The organism is Psychroserpens algicola (assembly GCF_014526325.1).
GTDB classification, from domain to species: Bacteria; Bacteroidota; Bacteroidia; order Flavobacteriales; family Flavobacteriaceae; genus Psychroserpens; species Psychroserpens algicola.
Map to the genome: position 1 here is coordinate 638,874 of NZ_JACNMJ010000001.1, position 19,336 is coordinate 658,209.

The following is a 19,336-nucleotide window of genomic DNA, read 5'->3' on the forward strand; positions in this document are numbered from 1 at the left end:
CTATGAAAATCGGACTCTATTTTGGGACGTTTAATCCCATTCATGTTGGTCATTTAACGATTGCAAATCACTTAGCCGAATTTAGTGATCTCGATAAAATATGGTTTGTAGTCACTCCACACAGCCCTTTTAAAAAGAAAAGTTCTTTGCTGGATAATCGTCAGCGTTATGAAATGGTGTATCGTGCCACCAAAGAATATACGAAACTCGAGCCTAGTGATATTGAGTTTAATTTACCTCAGCCTAATTATACCATAAATACACTCACTTATCTTCAGGAGAAATATGCTGAGCATGAATTTGCATTGATTATGGGTGAAGACAATCTGAAGAGTTTTCACAAGTGGAAAAACTACGAACTCATTTTAGAACATCATGACATTTATGTCTATCCCAGAATTTCTGAAGGAACTGTAGAAACTGAGTTTGACAATCATAAAAAGATTCATAACATCGATGCTCCAATTATGGAGTTATCATCAACATTTATTCGTAAATCTATAAAAGAGGGAAAGAATGTTAGACCAATGCTACCCGAACATGTATGGGAATATTTAGACGAAATGAATTTTTATAAATAACATACAATATTTCACCGTAAACTTACGTTTAACATTAATGTTAATGTTAAAAACTAATTTTAATAATAGTTTTTTTTTTGATGAAAAAACCATTATTTTTATAGTCTTAAAAAGTTTAAATCCCACATGAATTACACTCTTATCATAGGTCTTTTTTTCTTAGCGATATTATTGTATAAGGTTTTTGAATGTGTGCGCAGGAATCGTCTCAGTACGCTTGGAAAAATTAAGTTTGCGATTTCTGCAGTTTTAATTCTATCCTTCTTAACAACTGGCTATTTCCTTACCTATCCCGATTCATTGTACTGGTTTATTTTCTCAGCTGTGATTATATTATCTCTTAGCTTATCCTCTTCTTTAGTTAGAAACGAGTTAAAACGCTATATGGAACTTAGCAGAAAAGATAAAATCATCAATGCTTGTTACTACACACTAATATTAGTGTCTATTACTATTATTTTTTAAAAGTGATAAAAAGCATTTTTTAAATGCTCTAAGGACATTTCCTTTTTATTCAGAACGATAGCAATTATATCAAAACGAACTTCAACATCCAGTTGATTGGTATTTACAAATGCATCGATAGCTTTAATAATTCGTTGTATTTGTTTGGGTTTTAAAAAATCCTGAGGATTACCAAAACCTCGACTAGCACGTGTTTTAACCTCAACTACAGCTAGTATATTTGATTTTTGGGCAATGATATCGACTTCGGCTTTTTGATAGACATAATTACGAGCTATAATTTCATACCCATCTTTTAACAGAAAATCAACTGCTAAGTCCTCACCTTTTTTTCCTAATTCATTATGATTAGCCATTTATCTTTTATAATTAGCATCAATATAGCGTATCGCTTCATCCTGACTTAAAACTGCAAATTTTTTATAACGATGGTGAACATCGACAATTTCATCTAAAGCCTTTTCTATTAGCGCTTTGTTTTTCCATGTATTGAGATGTGCAACTACTGTGTTTAAACAACCATTTTTATAAGCTATTTGTCCGAGTACATGAACTAAAGTGTCTGAAACACGTTTGGTATCATCAAACTCCAGCGTTTTAAGAAGCGGCAATATATCTTGCGGATGCGTACGACCGCGAAGTTCAATACCATGACAAATTTCTCGTCTAATTTCTTTATCAGGATGCTTGAGATAGGTTTTACACCATGCTAAAACAGGAACAGGGTTCTTCTCTCCCATTTTTTTAATAGAACCTATAACGGCATTTCTAACACGATGGTGTTGGTCAAATAACCCTTTATCCATATAGTGCTGAACCTTATCGAAATGAAATTTACCAATTTCGCCAGCTGCATTTATAACCGTCTGGCGAATCAATTCATCTTCAGATTGCATCAATGTATCTAACACTGAAAAAATCGCAGATTGTAAATCTGGATGTTTATAGAAAATTTTGCCAATAGCCAGATAGGCTGATTTCCGAATATAAGTATCCTCATCTGAAAAATAACTGATACTGTTTTGTGATTGACCATGTTTTAAATCAGATGTAATAACGTCGTTGATCTGTTTTACCAGCTCATCCCGTTCTGATTTTTTTAGATCGTAAAACCCCATAATTAATCATCAAATGTAAGTATCGTTTTATCCTTACTAACCTTTAGAGTAATCTGATGTCCTAAAACCATGGCTCTATTGTCAGGTTCGTGGCCTGCAGGCATATTGAAAGCAATTGGAAAATCATAATCTGAAAGCGCATCTAAAATTAATTGCTCAACAGATGTTCCCCAGAGTGTAGTGTTCTTTCGCAATTTTGTCATATCGCCAACCAGAACACCATTACAATTATCAAAATAACCAGCACGCTTCATACTTTGTAGCATGCGATCAATATGGTATTTGTATTCTCCAATTTCTTCTATAAAAAGGATTTTGCCTGATGTATCGATACTTGTTTTAGAACCTAACATGGTATGAAGCATTGTTAAGTTTCCGCCAACTAATGGTCCGCTTGCTTCTCCTGTTCTATTATACTCAGATCCGTTTAATGTATAATTAACTGGCTTACCGAAAATCGTAGATTTAAAGGTTGCAACGGTTTCTTTGATATCTTCTAAATCTTTAGTTAAACTCACACCCATTAAAGCATGAATAGATTGAAATCCTTCATTATGTATTTGATTATGTAATGCCGTTATATCACTATAACCAATTAACCATTTTGGATGCTTTTTAAATTTTGTATAATCTAATTTGTCTAAAATTCTAACTGCTCCATAACCACCTCTGGCACACCAAATAGCTTTTATACTTGGGTCGTCTAATGCATTCTGAAAATCCTCACATCGTTCGTCATCGGTACCTGCAAAATGATCGGCCTGCTTAAATACGTGCTTTCCAACAACAGTCTTTAAGCCAAAACTATGTAATAGCTTTACAGCACGTTCCACTTCTTCATCTCTATTTTTTAGTATTCCTGATGGCGCAACTATTGCTACAGTATCTCCTGCTTTTAAGTAAGGTGGTTGTATCAAAACAGCTTGGTTTTTTAGAACAGATTTATCCTGAGCAGTTACATTTCCGAAGAAAAAACAGAGTAAAATCAGGAATAAAAAGTAACGGATTTTTGACATATTGTAAATGTACATTTTTTTTTAGATGTTTAAATTTAATAATTCTTAAAGCATCAATTATTTACAAAATTAGGAACGTAGATCATCATTGAATTATTAGATTGAGAATGTTAAGTATTTAATTATAGAAATCCTGTCTAAAATTTATAATACTCACTTCAAAATCCTTTGTAAAATGTGTACTTTTGTGGCTTGCTAAAACACATTCAAAATGTCTAAACGATATACTATTACCGCAGCTTTACCTTACACTAACGGCCCAATTCATATTGGTCATTTAGCTGGTGTGTATGTACCTGCAGATATTTATGCTCGCTATAAGCGTTTAACGGGAAACGATGTCGCTTTTATTTGCGGAAGTGATGAACACGGTGTACCTATTACAATTAAAGCAAAAAAAGAGGGGGTTTCTCCTCAGGATATCGTTGACAAATATCACGCTATTATAAAAAAATCTTTTGAAGATTTCGGAATTACCTTTGACAATTACTCTCGTACTTCTGCAAAAATTCATCATGATACAGCATCAGAATTTTTTAAAACACTCTATGATAAACATGAGTTTGTTGAAGAAATTACGGAGCAACTTTACGACGAAGAAGCGAATCAGTTTTTAGCCGATCGTTTTGTGACAGGCACTTGCCCAAAATGCGGAAATGAAGAGGCTTATGGTGATCAATGCGAAAACTGTGGTTCGAGTTTAAACGCCACAGATCTTATTAATCCGAAATCGGCCATCACTGGTAATGTTCCAACACTTAAAGAAACCAAACACTGGTTTTTACCTTTAAATAAGCATGAAGATTTTTTAAGAGAATGGATTTTAAAAGGTCATAAAAAAGACTGGAAACCTAATGTTTACGGACAAGTAAAGTCGTGGATAGATGACGGTTTACGTCCAAGAGCAGTAACACGTGATTTAGATTGGGGAATACCTGTTCCTGTTCCTGGAGGCGAAGGCAAAGTACTTTACGTATGGTTTGATGCACCTATTGGTTACATTTCTGCCACTAAAGAATGGGCGGCAAAAGAAGGTAAAGACTGGGAACCTTACTGGAAAGATAAAGACACCAAATTGGTTCACTTTATCGGTAAGGACAATATTGTATTTCACTGTATTATTTTCCCTTCAATGCTAAAGGCTGAAGGCTCTTATATCTTACCAGACAATGTTCCTGCAAATGAGTTTTTAAATTTAGAAGGCAACAAATTATCAACCTCTAAAAACTGGGCGGTTTGGTTACCAGATTATTTAGAAGATTTTCCTAACCAACAAGATGTTTTACGTTATGCTTTAACTGCCAATGCTCCAGAAAGTAAGGATAATGACTTTACCTGGAAGGATTTTCAGGCGAGAAATAATAATGAGCTGGTAGCCATCTTCGGAAATTTTATTAATCGTGTTGTTGTTCTAACCAATAAATATTACGACGGTATTGTACCAGAAGCTTCAGAGTTTACAGATATAGACACCGAAACATTAGCTGCAGTAAAAGCGTATCCTGCAGTCATTGAAAGTTCTATTGAGCGTTACCGTTTTAGAGAAGCGAGTCAGGAATTGATGAATTTAGCACGCTTAGGTAATAAATACCTTGCTGACGAGGAACCTTGGAAATTGGTAAAAACTGATGAAAAGCGCACCAAAACAATAATGTTTGTGGCTCTTCAAATCGCCAGTGCTCTAGCAACATTAAGTGAGCCTTTTTTACCATTCACTTCCACAAAACTGAAAGGGGTTTTAAATACTGATGCTAATTCCTGGGAGGACATTTCAACAAAAGATATACTTCTCGCATCTGGTCATCACATTGGAAAAGGTGAGTTGTTATTCTCAAAAATTGAAGATAAAACCATTCAAGAACAGCTCGATAAATTAGAAGCCAGTAAAAAAGCTAACGAGGCGGCAAATAAAGTTATCGAACCGCAAAAAGACCTCATTACTTTTGATGATTTTACCAAATTGGATATACGCGTCGGGACTATTCTTGAAGCTGAAAAAATGCCTAAAACAAAAAAGCTACTTGTCTTAAAAGTAGATACAGGAATCGATACAAGAACCATTGTTTCTGGTATTGCAGAAACTTTTACACCCGAAGAAGTTATAGGAAAGCAAGTTACGGTTTTAGTTAATCTAGCTCCTAGAAAATTACGAGGTATCGAAAGTGAAGGTATGATTTTAATGACCGAAACTCCTGAAGGACAATTGGTATTTGTAAATCCGGATACAGCGGTAGATAGTGGTTTACAAATAAGTTAGGAGTCTAATTATTAATGGTCTGCTTTTTGCAAACCTATTTAGTATTAATCATAAATACTCAAAAAGAATGAAATTAATAATGCTAAACCTTTTTGCGATACTTGTTTTGTTAACTGGTTGCAATTCGAAAAACAAACAAAATAATACTAGTACAGACGCTGAATCTAAAGTCGAAACCTCAAAAGTGCCTATATCTATTGAAAATACCACATGGAAACTAGTAACTCTTATGGGACAAGATGTAAGTCATAAAAATGCTTATATCATTTTTTCAAAAGATCAGAAAGTATCAGGACATGGTGGTTGTAATAATTTTAGTGGGACTTACAGTATCACAGCTAATTCAAAATTATCAATTTCTCAGGTTGCTAACACATTAAGAGCTTGCGAACATATGGATGTAGAGAACACATTTATGTCTGTATTAGAAAAAATTGACAACTACTCGCTTAAAGACAAAACATTGAGTCTCAATAAAGCAAAAATGGCACCATTAGCTGTTTTTGAAGCCGTCGCAAAATAAGATCTATTTTCATACTACAACAGGAAATACGCTAAGGTTGTTTTGTAATTAGATAGACACGTGTTAGATTAAAGCCTTAAAAACAAGGGCTTTGCATGTTTAAATTATCAATAAAATACTGTTGTTTTTGATAATATGGCAAAAATTTACAGATAACACAGCAGATAATTTATCAAAAAGATAAAAATTGTATATTAACATCTTCTAACCAAATTTTTATTTTTTATGAAAAAAACTACGTCTTCTAAATTATCAAAGCAACTTACCAAATATGGAGCTTTAACAGCTGCTATTGCTGGTGTTGCTGATGCCAGTGGGCAAATAGGATATACCGATATCGGTCCTCCTGATTTTGTTGGTGGAGCCAATCTTGAGTATATGCTGGATTTAAATAATGATGGTACCAATGATTTTAGAATCTTTAATGTAAATTCTTCTTATACATCTTCTTATGGAGGTATATACATTTCTAATCAATTATTTATTAGTCCTTTAGCTGCTGGGAACGAGGTATTAGGTTCTGGTGGTGGTACTTTCGCATATCCATTTGCTTTAAGTGCAGGTGAGGCTATTTCTAGTGGAGGTTCTTCTTGGAATGATAATGGATTCACTTCTGGATTTCAATCACTAAATTATAGCTCTTGCAGTTATGGAAACTGGTGTGATATTACTGATGGCTTTTTAGGTCTTCGTTTTGATGCAGGTGGAGGAAACATTCATTATGGCTGGGTTCGTTTAGATGTAGGAACCGCTAGTGATGTATTTACTATTAAAGATTATGCTTGGAATTTAACTGTTGGTGAATCAATATTAGCTGGACAGCAAACTCTGGGTGTAAATGAAAGTATTTTAAATGATGTTAGAATTGTTGCCTTAAACAAAAGCATAGGATTATACAATCTACCTGAAGCGACTAGCTACAGTTTAGTTAATATGACTGGAAAGCGTATCTTAGAAGGAACAACTTCTGGTGATAGTTTTGTAGTCGAGGCAAATACTTTAGCGAGTGGAGTTTACATCATTGAATTAACTGATGCAAATTCAAAAGCTGTACTAAGAAAGAAACTGGTGCTTTAAATTACCTTTCTAAAATAATCAAAAAGCGTTTTTCTTGATAAGAAAAACGCTTTTCTTTTAAGCCTTATTTCTATATAATGTTTTATCTACACAGCCTAACATGGCTTCTTCATTCATCGCTTTTCCGATAAATAAGGATACTTTTTCAGCTACACTTTGCGTCTCATTCAATGCATCCTTGTAGTCTATATAAATTAACTCTACACCAGGTTCTTTAGACTTCCACGATTCTACTTGTTTTAAATGATTCTCATAGGTTTGAAATAGTTTTACTGGTAATGTTTCAGTATCTCGACCTATCATTTTTTGTTGAGATTTTACGACTTCATTTAAATCTCTGGTCATAAAAATCACTTTATAACGATATTTTGTATCTAAAAACTTAAGCAGTGGTGCAACTACTTTGAGCGCTTTATTTTGCGCTTTTCCTAACCAGCTATTATCCTTATGAAGTGCCATTACGGGATTATATTCTAAATAGCCTTTAGGATTAGAAATATCGGCTTTTCTATTAGAATCTGTTAAGATATCAAGTCCGCCACTCTGAAGCATTTGCATCATTAGAGAGGTTCCAGATCTAGGCAAACCAGAGACAATAACAATCTGATCTTCAAAATATTTGTTATTCGTTTTATCGTTAAACTCTAAAGCATGATCTGTTTTCTCTTTAATATTTTCAATCGCCTTTTCAGCACGATAATGGGTTTTTGGTTTAAGTGCCGCAGCCGTTTCATAAGCTTTTTTAGCGTTGTCTAAATCTCCTAGTTTCTCTAAAGCTTCACCAAGCGTATAATGTGCTTCAGGAAAATATTTAATAAGTTCAATAGCAGTTAAGGCATGTTCGGCAGCTTCTTCGTAATCATCAATTCTAATTAAAACATAAGCTAAAGCCTGATGATACCTTGCATTATCAATTTCATACTTCAATGCATGTTCAAAAGCATCTTTGGCATCCTGAAAACGATTTAAGCGTGTGTATATTTTTCCTATTTGAAACCATACCTCTCCATTGGGCTTATTGTTTTTTGCCTTTACTAAAAGCGCCAATGCTTCTTTGACTTTATTTTTACTTAATAGAATTTTAGCTTCAGAAAAGTAGGTCTTGATTTCAAATTTTTTGTCTCTGGTTCGTAATTCATTAAGATAGATTTCAGCTTTATCATATTCTTCTAAAGCCAGACTTATGGTTAACAAGTCCATATAATAAGGAATGATATCAATAGGATCTTTTTCTTTTATTAATTCTAATAAAATAGACTTAGACATCTCGTAATCTTTTTTGCCCATATATACTTTGGCCAAGTTGTGCTTAAGATCACATTTTGTTTTTAAAATTGCGGTTTCTATATTCTCATCTGGTCGATCTATATAACCCAGTTCTATAAGTTGCTCAAGAGCCTCTTGGTCATTTAGAGTACTATTCTCATTATTACCAGCATTTGAGTGCTCACCAAAATCACCTTCTACACTTTCCCAGCTTTCAATATACTTTGGAGGTTTGGGCGTTTTAAAAATGTCTAGAGCTACTTTTCCATCCATATCTCTACCAACAGGCAAATCAAACATGTGCAATAGTGTTGGCGCCACATCAATAAGTCCAAGACCAAAGGTTTTTTCATTCTGCTTAATGTTTGGTCCAGCAGCTACAAATATGCCAAACTGCCTATGTTCTAAAGCTGGTGCTGCCTGATATTTTGGCATTTCCAAAATACGTTTGTTTCCCGATTCATAACCATGATCAGACATGACAATAATGGTAGTATCCTCTCCTGCCAAATCGATCATTCGCTCTAGCATCATATCTTGAAAACGATAAGCACCTGAGATAACATCTTTATATATTTCAAATAATTCTGTAGGTATAGGTTTCAGTTTTGGTGGGTAAAACTTCATAAAGGCATGGCAGAAATGATCAATAGCATCATAATAGACTGCCATAAAATCCCATTCTGAATGTTGCATAGCATGTGTTGCTGCACAATGAACAGAGACATTTTCAGCTAAAATTTTACAAAAGGTAATAAGGCTCTTACTTTCTTCCGTATTAATTTTATCAGCTTTAGGAATAAAAGGCAGAATATGTGCCTCAGTAACCTCTTGAGGAAACATTCTTAAATCTTGTATCTCTTTTAAATAATCGGCAGGATTTACACTTCCCTTTGGAATAGGACTTTTTTTCCTAATATCTTTATTAACCTTTTGAAATTTATCTGAAACAACTATACCATTTATAGGTTCGGCAGGAAAACTTGGCCACCAACCTATCAGGTTACTCTTTAAACCTTGATTGTGAAAAATATTCCACAAGGCTCTGGATTTTCTAGAATGAACCGTAACTGGCTGAATTCCTTTTAAATCTGGCATAATTTCTAAAAACCCTAAAACACCGTGTTTGTCTGGCGTTTTTCCTGTAGCAACTGTTGACCATAACATGGGAGAATATGGAGGATTCATTGTTGCCATATTACCATATACACCTCTATCGATAAGTTTTTTTAGAGCTGGCATTTGACCTTTGGCCAGTAAAGGCCCTATGATTTTCCAATCGGCAGCATCCCAGCCAATAAGTAATACTTTATTTTTTTTCTTCATCGTTTTGCTTCAATTGCGCTTCTTTTTTTACTGCCCTCCATGCTCTTATACCTACATCACCTAAAGCTAATAATCCGAGTGATCCTTTTTCGGTGATTTCAATAGAATGTTTTTGTGGTTTTTTATCCATAATTATATGTCTTGTCAAACATAAAAATAGAATAATTATGCGATGTATATTTACATTTTTCCAATTTTAAATATTGAACTATAATTTTTGTGATATTAATATCTAGCAGCTATAAATACTAAGAATTATTCATGATTAATCACTCTCAAAAATCTCAATATTTATAGTAAAGTTAATCTGTTACAGTTGAGTTCTAGTTGAATATGTTTGTTAAAAAAGCTACATAGGAATAAGGCCTAGAATAAAATTGATGATAAATAAGCCTTATGAAAATGAACAATTTAAATGTTAAATTTTATTTAGATTTAATTTAAATAACTATTTTTGCATTGTTTTTCAGCAAAAGTAATGGGTAAAAAAAAAAAAATAAGAAACTGAAAAAAGAGCGTGTTAAAGTTCTTCAAGATTCTGGCATTGACAGTTTAGGTAAAGTAAAATCTAAATGCTGTAAAAAATTCAAAAAATCTGAATTTAAGCGCTGTAAAAAATGTCCTTGTTTTGATTTAATCAAAAAAGTGGCTTAAATCTTTTAAGCTTTTGTAATGTTTTATTCACTAATCAGACTTAGTGAATATGACACACACTTTTAAAGAATTTTCTACCAATGCCATTTTCAATATTGGAAACGAAACCGATTTAAAATCATTTCAGACTCCAAAACAAGCTGAGTTTTATACCTTTATCTGGGCTCAAACCGAACCTATAGACATCATTATTGATAGCCTTCCAATAAGCTTAGCTCCTCATAGTATTTTAGCATTAACTCCTATACAATATTTACAATATGTAGATGGACAAAACGCAATTGTGTATCAGTTTAACAGGGAGTTCTATTGCATAAAAGATCATGATCAAGAAGTGAGTTGTGTAGGTGTTTTGTTTTTTGGAAACGTTAATATTCCGATAATTCATCTGGATGAAAGCGAACAGCGAAAGTTTAATATACTTCATGAGGTTTTTATTGATGAATTAGACACTAAAGACACTATTCAAGCCGAAATGTTACGTATGCTTATGGCTCGATTTATTATTAAGAGCACGCGATTACTTAAAGCAAAAGAAGGCATAGTTGAAACTGCTAAAAGTTCGAAAGTTAGTCTATTAAGATCATTTAATTATTTGGTAGAGCAACATTACAAAACCGAGCATAGTGTTTCTTTTTATGCTGCCCAACTGTTTAAATCTCCAAAAACATTATCTAATAATTTTGCCAAGTTTAATCAAAGTCCGTTACAAATTATACACGAACGCATCGTACTTGAAACCAAACGGCTTTTAATTTATACCGATAAAACTGCAAAAGAAATTGCTTACGACGTAGGTTTTGAAGACGCCTCACATCTAAGTAGATTATTTAAAAAATATACTTCTCTATCGCCTTCAGACTTCAAAAAACAGCTAAACACTTCAAGTCAGGAAAAATTGACAAGCCAATAGGCAAATTGTTCATTCTTTAACATGAGTTAGCATTGCATCTTTGTATCGTTAAATCAAAACAGTATAAAGATGAATTTAAAACACATATCTATTTTCAATTTAATTGAAATATTCACAAAAAATCACTCTAAAATCGCACATACTATCAGTCCGAAAACTCATTGTGAACAAAAACATATTCACGATTTTTATTGTGATGCCGAAAAACCCTTTATCAGTCACATTTCCGAAGCAAAAGTTTAGAAAAGGGAAAAATTGACATCTCACAAGGAAAAAATTCTATTCTAAACCCTTTAACAACATTGCATCTTTGCAGTGTAAATAATTAATAAACATTTAAAATACATATTATGAACACATTTAATGTACCCACAAAAGAAAACGTAAGCCCAAACAATCAGGCTATTTTTGACAACCTAAATAATGCTTTAGGATTTGTACCAAACCTATATGCAACATATGCTCATAGTGATACAGCCCTTGAAAACTACTTGACATTTGCTAATGCAAAAACCTCGTTAACCGCTAAAGAAAAAGAAGTTGTAAACCTTGCTGTAAGTCAGGTAAATGAATGTCTCTATTGCTTATCTGCTCATACAGCTATTGGAAAAATGAACGGATTTACAGAAGATCAGATTTTAGAATTAAGAGCTGGTTTTTCTACAACCGATTCAAAATTTGATGCATTGGCAAAATTAGCCAAAAACATCACTGAAAACAGAGGAAGAACAACGCCATCCGTTTTAGAAGACTTCTTTAATGCAGGCTATACAAAAGGTAATTTAATTGATGTTATTTCTTTGGTAGGTGAAAAAACCATTTCGAACTACACACATAACACAACTCAGGTTCCTGTTGACTTTCCTGAAGCTCAACCTTTAACATTACAAACTATATAATCATAAAAAACAGAAACAAAACACATAAAATCATGAAAAAAATCATTTCAATTCTCGTCATTGCCTTTGCATTTACATTAACTACAAATGCTCAAAATCATATGAGTAAAGACAAAGCGACCGTAGTTGCTTTAGAACAAACAAAAGGAGAATTTACCCAAAAGGAAATTACCTTAAAAGCTGGTGCTTATATCTTTGAAATCACTAACAGTAATGTTGGCCATGACGTAGGCTTCGTTCTAGCTCCAAAATCAAATCCTGATGCTCATATCAAAACGGCTTATGTAACAAAAGCGGTTCAAAACAATTCAAAAGAGACATCAAATATTACAACCTTGGAAAAAGGAGAGTATGTTTACTTTTGTCCGTTAAATCCAACACCTCAATACACATTGATTGTGAAGTAGTGTACATCACTAAACAGGGATTATAAAAAAGGAGTGTTTTTAGTTTTAAAAAACACTCCTTTTTTTATGCTGAATTTCTACTAGCATTAATATTTCCGAAGAGTGAGCGTGTCACAATTTTCTCAAAAACAGCTATCTGCTCTTCATCCCTAACCTCAGCTTTTTCTAGCTCCTGAATTTTCTTAAGAGCATATTGCTGAATGGTTAAAAGCGGTAAAACGATAGACTCTCTCATGTCAATAGACGCTTTACCTGCAGGTTCTTCTTCCATGAGTTCCTTTGATCCCGTAAGTTTTAATAAGAGACGTTTTGAGGTTTCGTACTCGGTGTAAATGATGGTCCAAAATGCACCAAATTCTTCGTTATCTGCCATATATTTTGTCAGATCAAAAAATGATTTTGATAAAGACATCATACTGTTTTCTACTAGAGTTTTAAAGAAGCTCGAGCTTGAATACAGCTTTTTTACACGATCAAATTGACCTTTTTCCTCATAGTACTTAAGGGCTGTACCAACTCCAAAAAAGCCAGGTACATTTTGTTTTAACTGACTCCAACTGCCAACAAATGGAATTGCTCTCAAGTCTTCAAAAATTAACTTATCAGATGTTCCTCGTTTAGATGGTCGACTACCAATATTAGTTTTCGCATAGTATTTTAAAGTACTCATACGCTCTAAATAAGGCACAAACATTGGGTGGTTCTTAAATTCTGAATAGGCTTTGTAGCTCAAGCTTGCTAAATCATCCATGACTTTGATGTTTTCCTTAAGCATCGCAGCATTGGTATCATTTAATCGATTTAAAATACCAGAACTTATTAATTGTTCTAAGTTATATTGAGAAGACTCTAAAGTTCCAAAATTAGAACTAATGGTCTGACCTTGAATAGTTAACTGCACTTCTTTATCTTCGATTGTTGGTCCTAAAGACGCATAAAACTGATGTGTTTTCCCACCTCCTCTAGCTGGTGGTCCTCCTCTACCATCAAAGAAAATAACCGTTACATCGTATTTTCTTGACACTTGAGTAAGACGTTCTTTAGCCTTAAAAATAGCCCAGTTTGCCATTAGGTATCCACCATCTTTTGTACCATCACTAAAGCCTAACATGATAGTTTGCCTATTTCCACGTTTTTTCAAATGCTTCGCATAGTCTGGATTAGTATATAATTCTTCCATAACAGCAGGTGCATTTTCTAAATCGGTAATGGTCTCAAATAAAGGTCCTATATCTACGGTTAATTCCTCTTGAAATGCAACAAGCTTCAGCATGGCGTAAAGCTGCATTACATTAAGTGTGGTTTGGTTATTACTGATAATGTATCGACTTGCAGCTTTCTCACCATTGGTTTCCTGAATGGTTTTTATCGCCTTCATCGTATTTAATGTCTTTAAAACGTCTTCTTCATCAAATAAAGATACATCGACAGAACCCTTAATTTTTGAAAGCACTTTAACTTGTTCTTTTTCAGTTAAATCATGATAGTTTTTTGGGAAAATAGAACTTCCAGAAGCAATAACTTTATCGACCATTGCATTAAAAACTGCTGCATGAGCTCTACTGTCTTGACGAATATCTAATATTCCGAAGTGAAAGCCAAACAACTGTGTTTTATTGAGCAAACTGTTCACTTCGTCAATATATAAGGATTGATGATCTTTTTTAACAATTGCTTTAATGTCGTTTAGTTCTGAAACTAAATGCGCTAAAGTAATTGGGTTTTTCTGAGATGTGGTAAATGCTTTATATAATTGAATTTCAATTTTAGATATACGATCTTCAACACCGTTAAAAGTCAGTTTACGCTTTAAGCGTCTGATATCTCTATAATAATTTTTAAGTATGGTTTCTCGTAACCTAGCTGCAACTTTAAGTGTAATTTCTGGGGTTACAAAAGGGTTCCCATCACGATCACCTCCTGGCCAGAATCCTATATTGATGATGTCGTTTTCAATGTGTTTCCCTTCAAATATATTTTGCTGTATATAGTCGTAAATTTGTCCGAAAGAATAATAAAAAACATGCTCTAAATACCAAATTAAACTCACAGCTTCGTCATAAGGTGTGGGCTTTTTATGCTTAAAAAAAGGCGTTTTTCCTAGTTGAGCAAGAAGGTCATTTATTCTTAACAGATCATTTTCTTTAATCGCCTCGGTTAAATCTGTAATAATTCCCAACACACTACCAGGATAAAACTGGGTTGGATGTGCTGTTAAAACAATTCTGACTTTAAATTCTTCCAGATAGCGCTGTAAATCTTCAAGCTTGTTTTCAGAAATGGCTGATTCTTTTAAGCTTCTCAGCGTTCCGATACCATCCATATTATTTACTATTGGAAATGCTGCATCCTCAATAGCATCAAATAAAACCACCTGTCTTTCGATGTATTGAATAAACCTGAATAACAAATTTAACTGACTTTCTTTTGAACGTCTTGCCTGATATTTTTTGAAAAATGTTTCAACAATAATTGTTGGATCATCACCTGCCTTAAACCCTTTTTGACAGGTTTCATGAAACAAAGGCAATAACGCACCTGTTTTAGTTATTGAATCGAAAGGTAAGGTCATGAAAATACTGTTGTATATCTGGTATTTTGACTTTACATTTTGCTTAAACCTTGTTAGTTTGGGTTGTGTAGACATCTTAAAACTTTTTATAAAGGTAGTGAAGCTTCATTATTTTTATAAATAATTCAGCGTTTTTGCGAAATTCCCAAAATAAAGACAATCAATTGATAATGATTTATTTATTTACGTGTTTTATTGCTAATACAATTATGCTTTTAAGTCATAAAAAAAACCAAAATAGGTTTTGATTTAAATATAATTATTTTAGATTTGATCTTATCAATATAGTATTTTTTCTACACTTTTAAATCGCTCTAAATGAAACCATCATTTTCTATTATTTGCCTCAGAATCAGTTTACTTTTTTTATGTATTTTCTCCTTCCTTACTGGGTTCTCTCAAGAAAACACGAATGTAATTGAGTCATATGCGACATATTCAAAATTACCTAGAGAAATAGCTTACGTTCATTTGAATAAATCAATATATATCAAAGGTGAATGTATTGGCTTTAGTGCATATATACTAGATAAAAACACTAAAAAACCCTCTAGTATAACGACCAATCTGTACTGTACGGTTTCTAATAAAGACCGCTCAATTGTAAAAAGTCAAATGATAAAAGTTAACAACGGTTATGCCGTTGGAACTTTTGATGTTAATGAAGATTTTACATCTGGTGACTACACATTTATGGCCTATACCAACTGGATGAAAAATTTTGATGAACAGAATATTTTTGTAGAGTCTATAAAAATTATTGATCCGGAAACGGATAATATTATTAAATCGGAAACTATTGAAAATAATTTAGACGCTCAATTTTTACCAGAAGGCGGACATCTTGTTGCTGATATTCAAAACACTATAGGTATTGTTGTAAAAAACACAGAAGGGTTTGGTGTGCCTCAGATAACAGGCGAAATTTTAGACAATACCAACACTGCTGTAAGTTCGTTTAAAACTAATGACTTAGGCATTGGGCGCGTATTACTCACTCCAATAATTGGGCAATCTTATACGGCTAAAATTGAGCATTTAGGTAAAACATTCAACTTCAACATTAGTGATATTAAACCAAGAGGCATAGCCTTATCTTTAACAGATCTGGGTAAAAATGTAGCCATCAAACTCAGCACCAATACATCTACCTTATCAGATATCAAAAATAACACCTACAAACTTGCCATACATAATGGAAATGAAATGAAAGTGATTGATTTTGGTTTTGAAAACCTAGACGTGTTGAAACTCATAAAAAAGCAAGATTTAAATCCAGGTATCAATATTTTTACGGTCTTCGATAAAACTAACAAACCTTTATTAGAGCGTCTTTATTTTAATCATGATAAAGTTAATATCCGTTCCGTTAATAATCCTAAAGTCACAAAAGATTTTGATTCTTTAAAAGTTAGTTTTTCAGTAAATAAGCTTAGTGCTAACACAAAACACAATATGAGTGTTTCCGTTTTACACTCAGACACCAAGTCATATGGTAGCCACCAAAACATTGCATCATACACTTTATTGCAACCCTATGTGAATGGCTACATAGAAAATGGCGCCTATTATTTTCAAAATATTGACCGAAAAAAGAAATATGAACTTGATAATCTTTTAATCACTCAAGGATGGAGCAGTTATGATTGGAATACGATTTTTAATAAACCACCTACAAATACATTTGTATTTGAGAATGGCATCGGTTTTCAGGCCAATATCAATTCAAAAAAATCTAATCAATTTTTAATGTTTGCGCTAAGAGAAAGCAAAGGTGACGTATTTGTCGTTGGAGATTCTGAAAAAAGCTTTATTAAAACCGGACTTTTTCCTAGTGATAATGAAAAATTAAACATCGGTGAAATTAACAGTAAAGGTAAAATGGATGAGCCTAATCTTTATATTCAATTTTCACCTTCAAAGATTCCAGAATATATCAATTCATACAAGGTTTTAAAACCAAACTCAATTCCGTACACTGTAGCCACTCAAATACAACCGTTTGCATCATCAATTTTAGATGGCACTCAAGAACTCGATGAAGTTCTTATCGAAGCTAAAAGGGAAGAAACCAGAATGGAACAACTAGAACGGCGAGCTGCTGGAACGCTCGATTTTTTTGATGACAGAAAGCGACGATCTAACAGAACTTTAGCACAGTATTTAAGCAGAAAAGGCTTTGTAACTTCAGATTATGGAGGCATATTAACTATTACAGTTAGAAATCCTTTAACACCAAACAACACAACTCCAGTTGTGTATTTAAATGGTAGTTTACTCTCCGATTTCGGATTTCTAGCAACGTTTGATATGAATAGTGTTGATTATATTGAAATTAACAAATCTGGTGTTGGAGAAGGTATGCGAGGAGGTGCTGGTGTTATTAAATTATGGACTGATCCCAACATTCAATTTAGATCGCAGTATGGAGAAAACTATAAGGATTATGAGTTTCCGTTAACCTTCTCAAAAGCAAAAACATTTTACACACCTAAATATAATTTTTACAAAAGTCAGTTTTTTAAAGAATATGGTGTGGTTGGTTGGAAACCAAAAGTTGTATTGGATACCGATGGAATTGCTAGATTTCAAGTCTTTGACACCTCTAATGATTATATTAAAATTTTTGTTGAGGGAATTGATAATGATGGAAATTTTATAATAGATGAAAAAATTATAACAGTCAATTAATGGTTTACTATCACATAAGAATGTGAATTAATTGATGCTTAAAAACTTAGTTAAAAGCCATTTCAATTTTATATGATTAAATGAGACTTTTCAATAAAAAAAGAATAACTCAATCTATAATAGCTTACTTAACGGATTTATAAGAGTAAAATCTTTTGGATTGACTTAGGTCTATAATAGAGTTATTTTGTAACTTTAGACCTTAAAAATCTTTAAAAGAAAAATTAATGAAAAACAAAACTACTTACATTAGAAATTTTTATTTAAAAGCTATAGATAAGCGTTTCGTACTTACCCTTATTCTTGCTTTAACATATTCAACGTTTTCGTTTTCACAAGTTCAAGTTGTTGGAGGTCCTTACTATATGGATGGTCCTGCATGTGAATACCCGGAAGTTTTTGACATAAATAATGAGGCCATTTCAATTCCTAGTGCTGTTACAGTTTCTTCTGGAGAGGCAAGAGGAACAGCAACATGTTCTGTAATTAATGTGACCTATAATGGTTTTTCTGGACCAGCTCAAACGGCTTTCCAATACGCTGTTGATATTTGGGCTAATACCATAGAATCTACTGTGCCTATTACGATCAATGCGAACTATGTAGAACTTAATCCTGGTGTTTTAGGAAGTGCAGGTGCTACGGGATTTTATCAATTAACTGGAGGAGATATATTACCTAATACTATTTACCCAGCTGCTTTAGCAGAAAAATTAGTTGGTACCGAATTAGGTGGAGCTAACTCTATTGATATCCAAGCTAACTTTAGTAATCAAATCAACTGGTATTTTGGATTAGATGCTAGTCCTAGTTTTAACCAGTTTGACTTTGTATCTGTTGTATTACATGAACTTGGTCATGGCTTAGGTTTTCTTGGTTTCGGAAGAACAAATGCAAATGGTACAGAAGGTCTTTTAAGAAACTCTGGGTTTTTAAGCCCTTATGATAATTATGTAGAAAATGGAGCAGGGATTGATATCGATCAATTTGCCGATCCTTCTTTCGCACTACTCACTCAGTACACAAGTGGAGATTTATTTAGCAATAGTCCTTTAGCAACTGCTGCAAATAATGGAGTTCGTCCTGAGATTTGGGCGCCAAGTAATTTTAATCCTGGATCTAGTTATAGCCATTGGGATGATAATGTATTCCCAAACAATAATGAAAACTCATTAATGACTCCATCTATTGGAAACGGTCAAGCTAATCACAATACAGGACCAATTACACGTGCGCTTTTCGAAGAAATGGGATGGACTATTTGTGATGCACTTAGCGTTGATGAATTCACATTAGAAAGTCTGCAAGTTTCTCCTAATCCATTTAATGAGGATATAAGAATCGTACTTCCAGGAAATTATAACGATAGTGATTTTAACATTTCAGTATTTGATATCAATGGAAGAGTTGTTTTTGAAAAAGAAACATCAAGCATTAATAGAATTATTGATCTTAATTTATCTGAACTACAAACTTCAGTATATTTTATGAAAATCAATGATACCAATAGTGGTTTATCTGTAACTAAAAAAATTGTAAGACAATAAGCTAAGCTTAAGGTCACATATAAA

General features: G+C 33.2%; 15 protein-coding genes. 9 read left to right on the forward strand and 6 right to left on the reverse strand.

Going from position 1 to position 19,336, the window contains the following annotated elements; genetic code table 11:
- The first annotated feature begins 2 nt into the window (after positions 1 to 2).
- Positions 3 to 581, forward strand: a complete 579-nt coding sequence (gene nadD, locus H7350_RS02610) for a nicotinate (nicotinamide) nucleotide adenylyltransferase (protein ID WP_204344312.1) — start codon at positions 3 to 5, stop codon at positions 579 to 581.
- Positions 582 to 1,042: 461 nt separating this feature from the next.
- Here the strand turns inward: nadD and H7350_RS02615 are convergent, their stop codons facing one another.
- The 3 genes from H7350_RS02615 to H7350_RS02625 are packed head-to-tail and all read right to left on the reverse strand — an operon-like array spanning position 1,043 to position 3,180.
- Positions 1,043 to 1,402 (reverse strand): YraN family protein, encoded by a 360-nt coding sequence (locus tag H7350_RS02615; RefSeq protein ID WP_204344313.1) that lies wholly within the window; start codon positions 1,400 to 1,402, stop codon positions 1,043 to 1,045.
- Positions 1,403 to 2,164 (reverse strand): HEAT repeat domain-containing protein, encoded by a 762-nt coding sequence (locus H7350_RS02620; RefSeq protein ID WP_204344314.1) that lies wholly within the window; start codon positions 2,162 to 2,164, stop codon positions 1,403 to 1,405. It lies immediately after the preceding gene.
- Between the two features lie 2 nt (positions 2,165 to 2,166).
- The gene (locus H7350_RS02625; protein WP_204344315.1) at positions 2,167 to 3,180 is read right to left on the reverse strand and encodes a S66 peptidase family protein; all 1,014 of its coding nucleotides are present in this window, start codon (positions 3,178 to 3,180) and stop codon (positions 2,167 to 2,169) included.
- 211 nt (positions 3,181 to 3,391) lie between these two features.
- Here H7350_RS02625 and metG point away from each other — a divergent pair, with 211 nt between their 5' ends.
- The 3 genes from metG to H7350_RS02640 all read left to right on the forward strand — a co-directional run bounded on the left by metG (position 3,392) and on the right by H7350_RS02640 (position 7,037).
- On the forward strand, positions 3,392 to 5,437 hold the full coding sequence (gene metG / locus H7350_RS02630; protein WP_204344316.1) for a methionine--tRNA ligase: 2,046 nt from the start codon (positions 3,392 to 3,394) through the stop codon (positions 5,435 to 5,437).
- A 67-nt stretch (positions 5,438 to 5,504) separates the two neighbouring features.
- Complete coding sequence (locus H7350_RS02635) at positions 5,505 to 5,960, forward strand: META domain-containing protein (RefSeq protein WP_204344317.1); 456 nt, start codon at positions 5,505 to 5,507, stop codon at positions 5,958 to 5,960.
- 225 nt (positions 5,961 to 6,185) lie between these two features.
- Positions 6,186 to 7,037, forward strand: coding sequence for a T9SS type A sorting domain-containing protein (locus H7350_RS02640; protein ID WP_204344318.1), 852 nt, complete (start codon positions 6,186 to 6,188; stop codon positions 7,035 to 7,037).
- 57 nt (positions 7,038 to 7,094) lie between these two features.
- Here the strand turns inward: H7350_RS02640 and H7350_RS02645 are convergent, their stop codons facing one another.
- The gene (locus tag H7350_RS02645) at positions 7,095 to 9,629 is read right to left on the reverse strand and encodes an alkaline phosphatase family protein (RefSeq protein ID WP_204344319.1); all 2,535 of its coding nucleotides are present in this window, start codon (positions 9,627 to 9,629) and stop codon (positions 7,095 to 7,097) included.
- On the reverse strand, positions 9,613 to 9,759 hold the full coding sequence (locus H7350_RS02650) for a hypothetical protein (RefSeq protein ID WP_204344320.1): 147 nt from the start codon (positions 9,757 to 9,759) through the stop codon (positions 9,613 to 9,615). Before H7350_RS02650 ends, H7350_RS02645 begins: the two co-directional genes overlap by 17 nt.
- A gap of 573 nt (positions 9,760 to 10,332) precedes the next feature.
- Here H7350_RS02650 and H7350_RS02655 point away from each other — a divergent pair.
- The 3 genes from H7350_RS02655 to H7350_RS02665 all read left to right on the forward strand — a co-directional run bounded on the left by H7350_RS02655 (position 10,333) and on the right by H7350_RS02665 (position 12,502).
- Complete coding sequence (locus tag H7350_RS02655; protein ID WP_204344321.1) at positions 10,333 to 11,196, forward strand: AraC family transcriptional regulator; 864 nt, start codon at positions 10,333 to 10,335, stop codon at positions 11,194 to 11,196.
- Between the two features lie 350 nt (positions 11,197 to 11,546).
- A complete protein-coding gene (locus H7350_RS02660) occupies positions 11,547 to 12,095 on the forward strand; it encodes a carboxymuconolactone decarboxylase family protein (protein WP_204344322.1) in 549 nt (182 codons plus the stop codon).
- Positions 12,096 to 12,127: 32 nt separating this feature from the next.
- On the forward strand, positions 12,128 to 12,502 hold the full coding sequence (locus H7350_RS02665; protein WP_204344323.1) for a cupredoxin domain-containing protein: 375 nt from the start codon (positions 12,128 to 12,130) through the stop codon (positions 12,500 to 12,502).
- Positions 12,503 to 12,566: 64 nt separating this feature from the next.
- Here the strand turns inward: H7350_RS02665 and H7350_RS02670 are convergent, their stop codons facing one another.
- Entirely contained in the window at positions 12,567 to 15,149 is a 2,583-nt protein-coding gene (locus tag H7350_RS02670; protein WP_204344324.1) for a phosphoenolpyruvate carboxylase, read from the reverse strand.
- 243 nt (positions 15,150 to 15,392) lie between these two features.
- On the opposite strand from H7350_RS02670, the gene H7350_RS02675 reads away from it, so the two are divergent.
- Together H7350_RS02675 and H7350_RS02680 are read left to right on the forward strand one after the other, a co-directional pair.
- Positions 15,393 to 17,765, forward strand: a complete 2,373-nt coding sequence (locus H7350_RS02675) for a hypothetical protein (RefSeq protein WP_204344325.1) — start codon at positions 15,393 to 15,395, stop codon at positions 17,763 to 17,765.
- A 227-nt stretch (positions 17,766 to 17,992) separates the two neighbouring features.
- Positions 17,993 to 19,312, forward strand: a complete 1,320-nt coding sequence (locus H7350_RS02680) for a T9SS type A sorting domain-containing protein (RefSeq protein ID WP_204344326.1) — start codon at positions 17,993 to 17,995, stop codon at positions 19,310 to 19,312.
- Positions 19,313 to 19,336: the final 24 nt, after the last annotated feature.

What these genes read in the sequence shown, in the direction of transcription:
- H7350_RS02650 (WP_204344320.1), bottom strand. Translation starts at nt 9,759, where the DNA reads ATGGATAAAAAACCACAAAAACATTCTATTGAAATCACCGAAAAAGGA.
- metG (WP_204344316.1), top strand. Translation starts at nt 3,392, where the DNA reads ATGTCTAAACGATATACTATTACCGCAGCTTTACCTTACACTAACGGC.
- H7350_RS02670 (WP_204344324.1), bottom strand. Translation starts at nt 15,149, where the DNA reads ATGTCTACACAACCCAAACTAACAAGGTTTAAGCAAAATGTAAAGTCA.
- H7350_RS02640 (WP_204344318.1), top strand. Translation starts at nt 6,186, where the DNA reads ATGAAAAAAACTACGTCTTCTAAATTATCAAAGCAACTTACCAAATAT.
- H7350_RS02615 (WP_204344313.1), bottom strand. Translation starts at nt 1,402, where the DNA reads ATGGCTAATCATAATGAATTAGGAAAAAAAGGTGAGGACTTAGCAGTT.
- H7350_RS02620 (WP_204344314.1), bottom strand. Translation starts at nt 2,164, where the DNA reads ATGGGGTTTTACGATCTAAAAAAATCAGAACGGGATGAGCTGGTAAAA.
- H7350_RS02665 (WP_204344323.1), top strand. Translation starts at nt 12,128, where the DNA reads ATGAAAAAAATCATTTCAATTCTCGTCATTGCCTTTGCATTTACATTA.
- H7350_RS02675 (WP_204344325.1), top strand. Translation starts at nt 15,393, where the DNA reads ATGAAACCATCATTTTCTATTATTTGCCTCAGAATCAGTTTACTTTTT.
- H7350_RS02660 (WP_204344322.1), top strand. Translation starts at nt 11,547, where the DNA reads ATGAACACATTTAATGTACCCACAAAAGAAAACGTAAGCCCAAACAAT.
- H7350_RS02655 (WP_204344321.1), top strand. Translation starts at nt 10,333, where the DNA reads ATGACACACACTTTTAAAGAATTTTCTACCAATGCCATTTTCAATATT.
- H7350_RS02645 (WP_204344319.1), bottom strand. Translation starts at nt 9,629, where the DNA reads ATGAAGAAAAAAAATAAAGTATTACTTATTGGCTGGGATGCTGCCGAT.
- H7350_RS02635 (WP_204344317.1), top strand. Translation starts at nt 5,505, where the DNA reads ATGAAATTAATAATGCTAAACCTTTTTGCGATACTTGTTTTGTTAACT.
- H7350_RS02625 (WP_204344315.1), bottom strand. Translation starts at nt 3,180, where the DNA reads ATGTCAAAAATCCGTTACTTTTTATTCCTGATTTTACTCTGTTTTTTC.
- nadD (WP_204344312.1), top strand. Translation starts at nt 3, where the DNA reads ATGAAAATCGGACTCTATTTTGGGACGTTTAATCCCATTCATGTTGGT.
- H7350_RS02680 (WP_204344326.1), top strand. Translation starts at nt 17,993, where the DNA reads ATGAAAAACAAAACTACTTACATTAGAAATTTTTATTTAAAAGCTATA.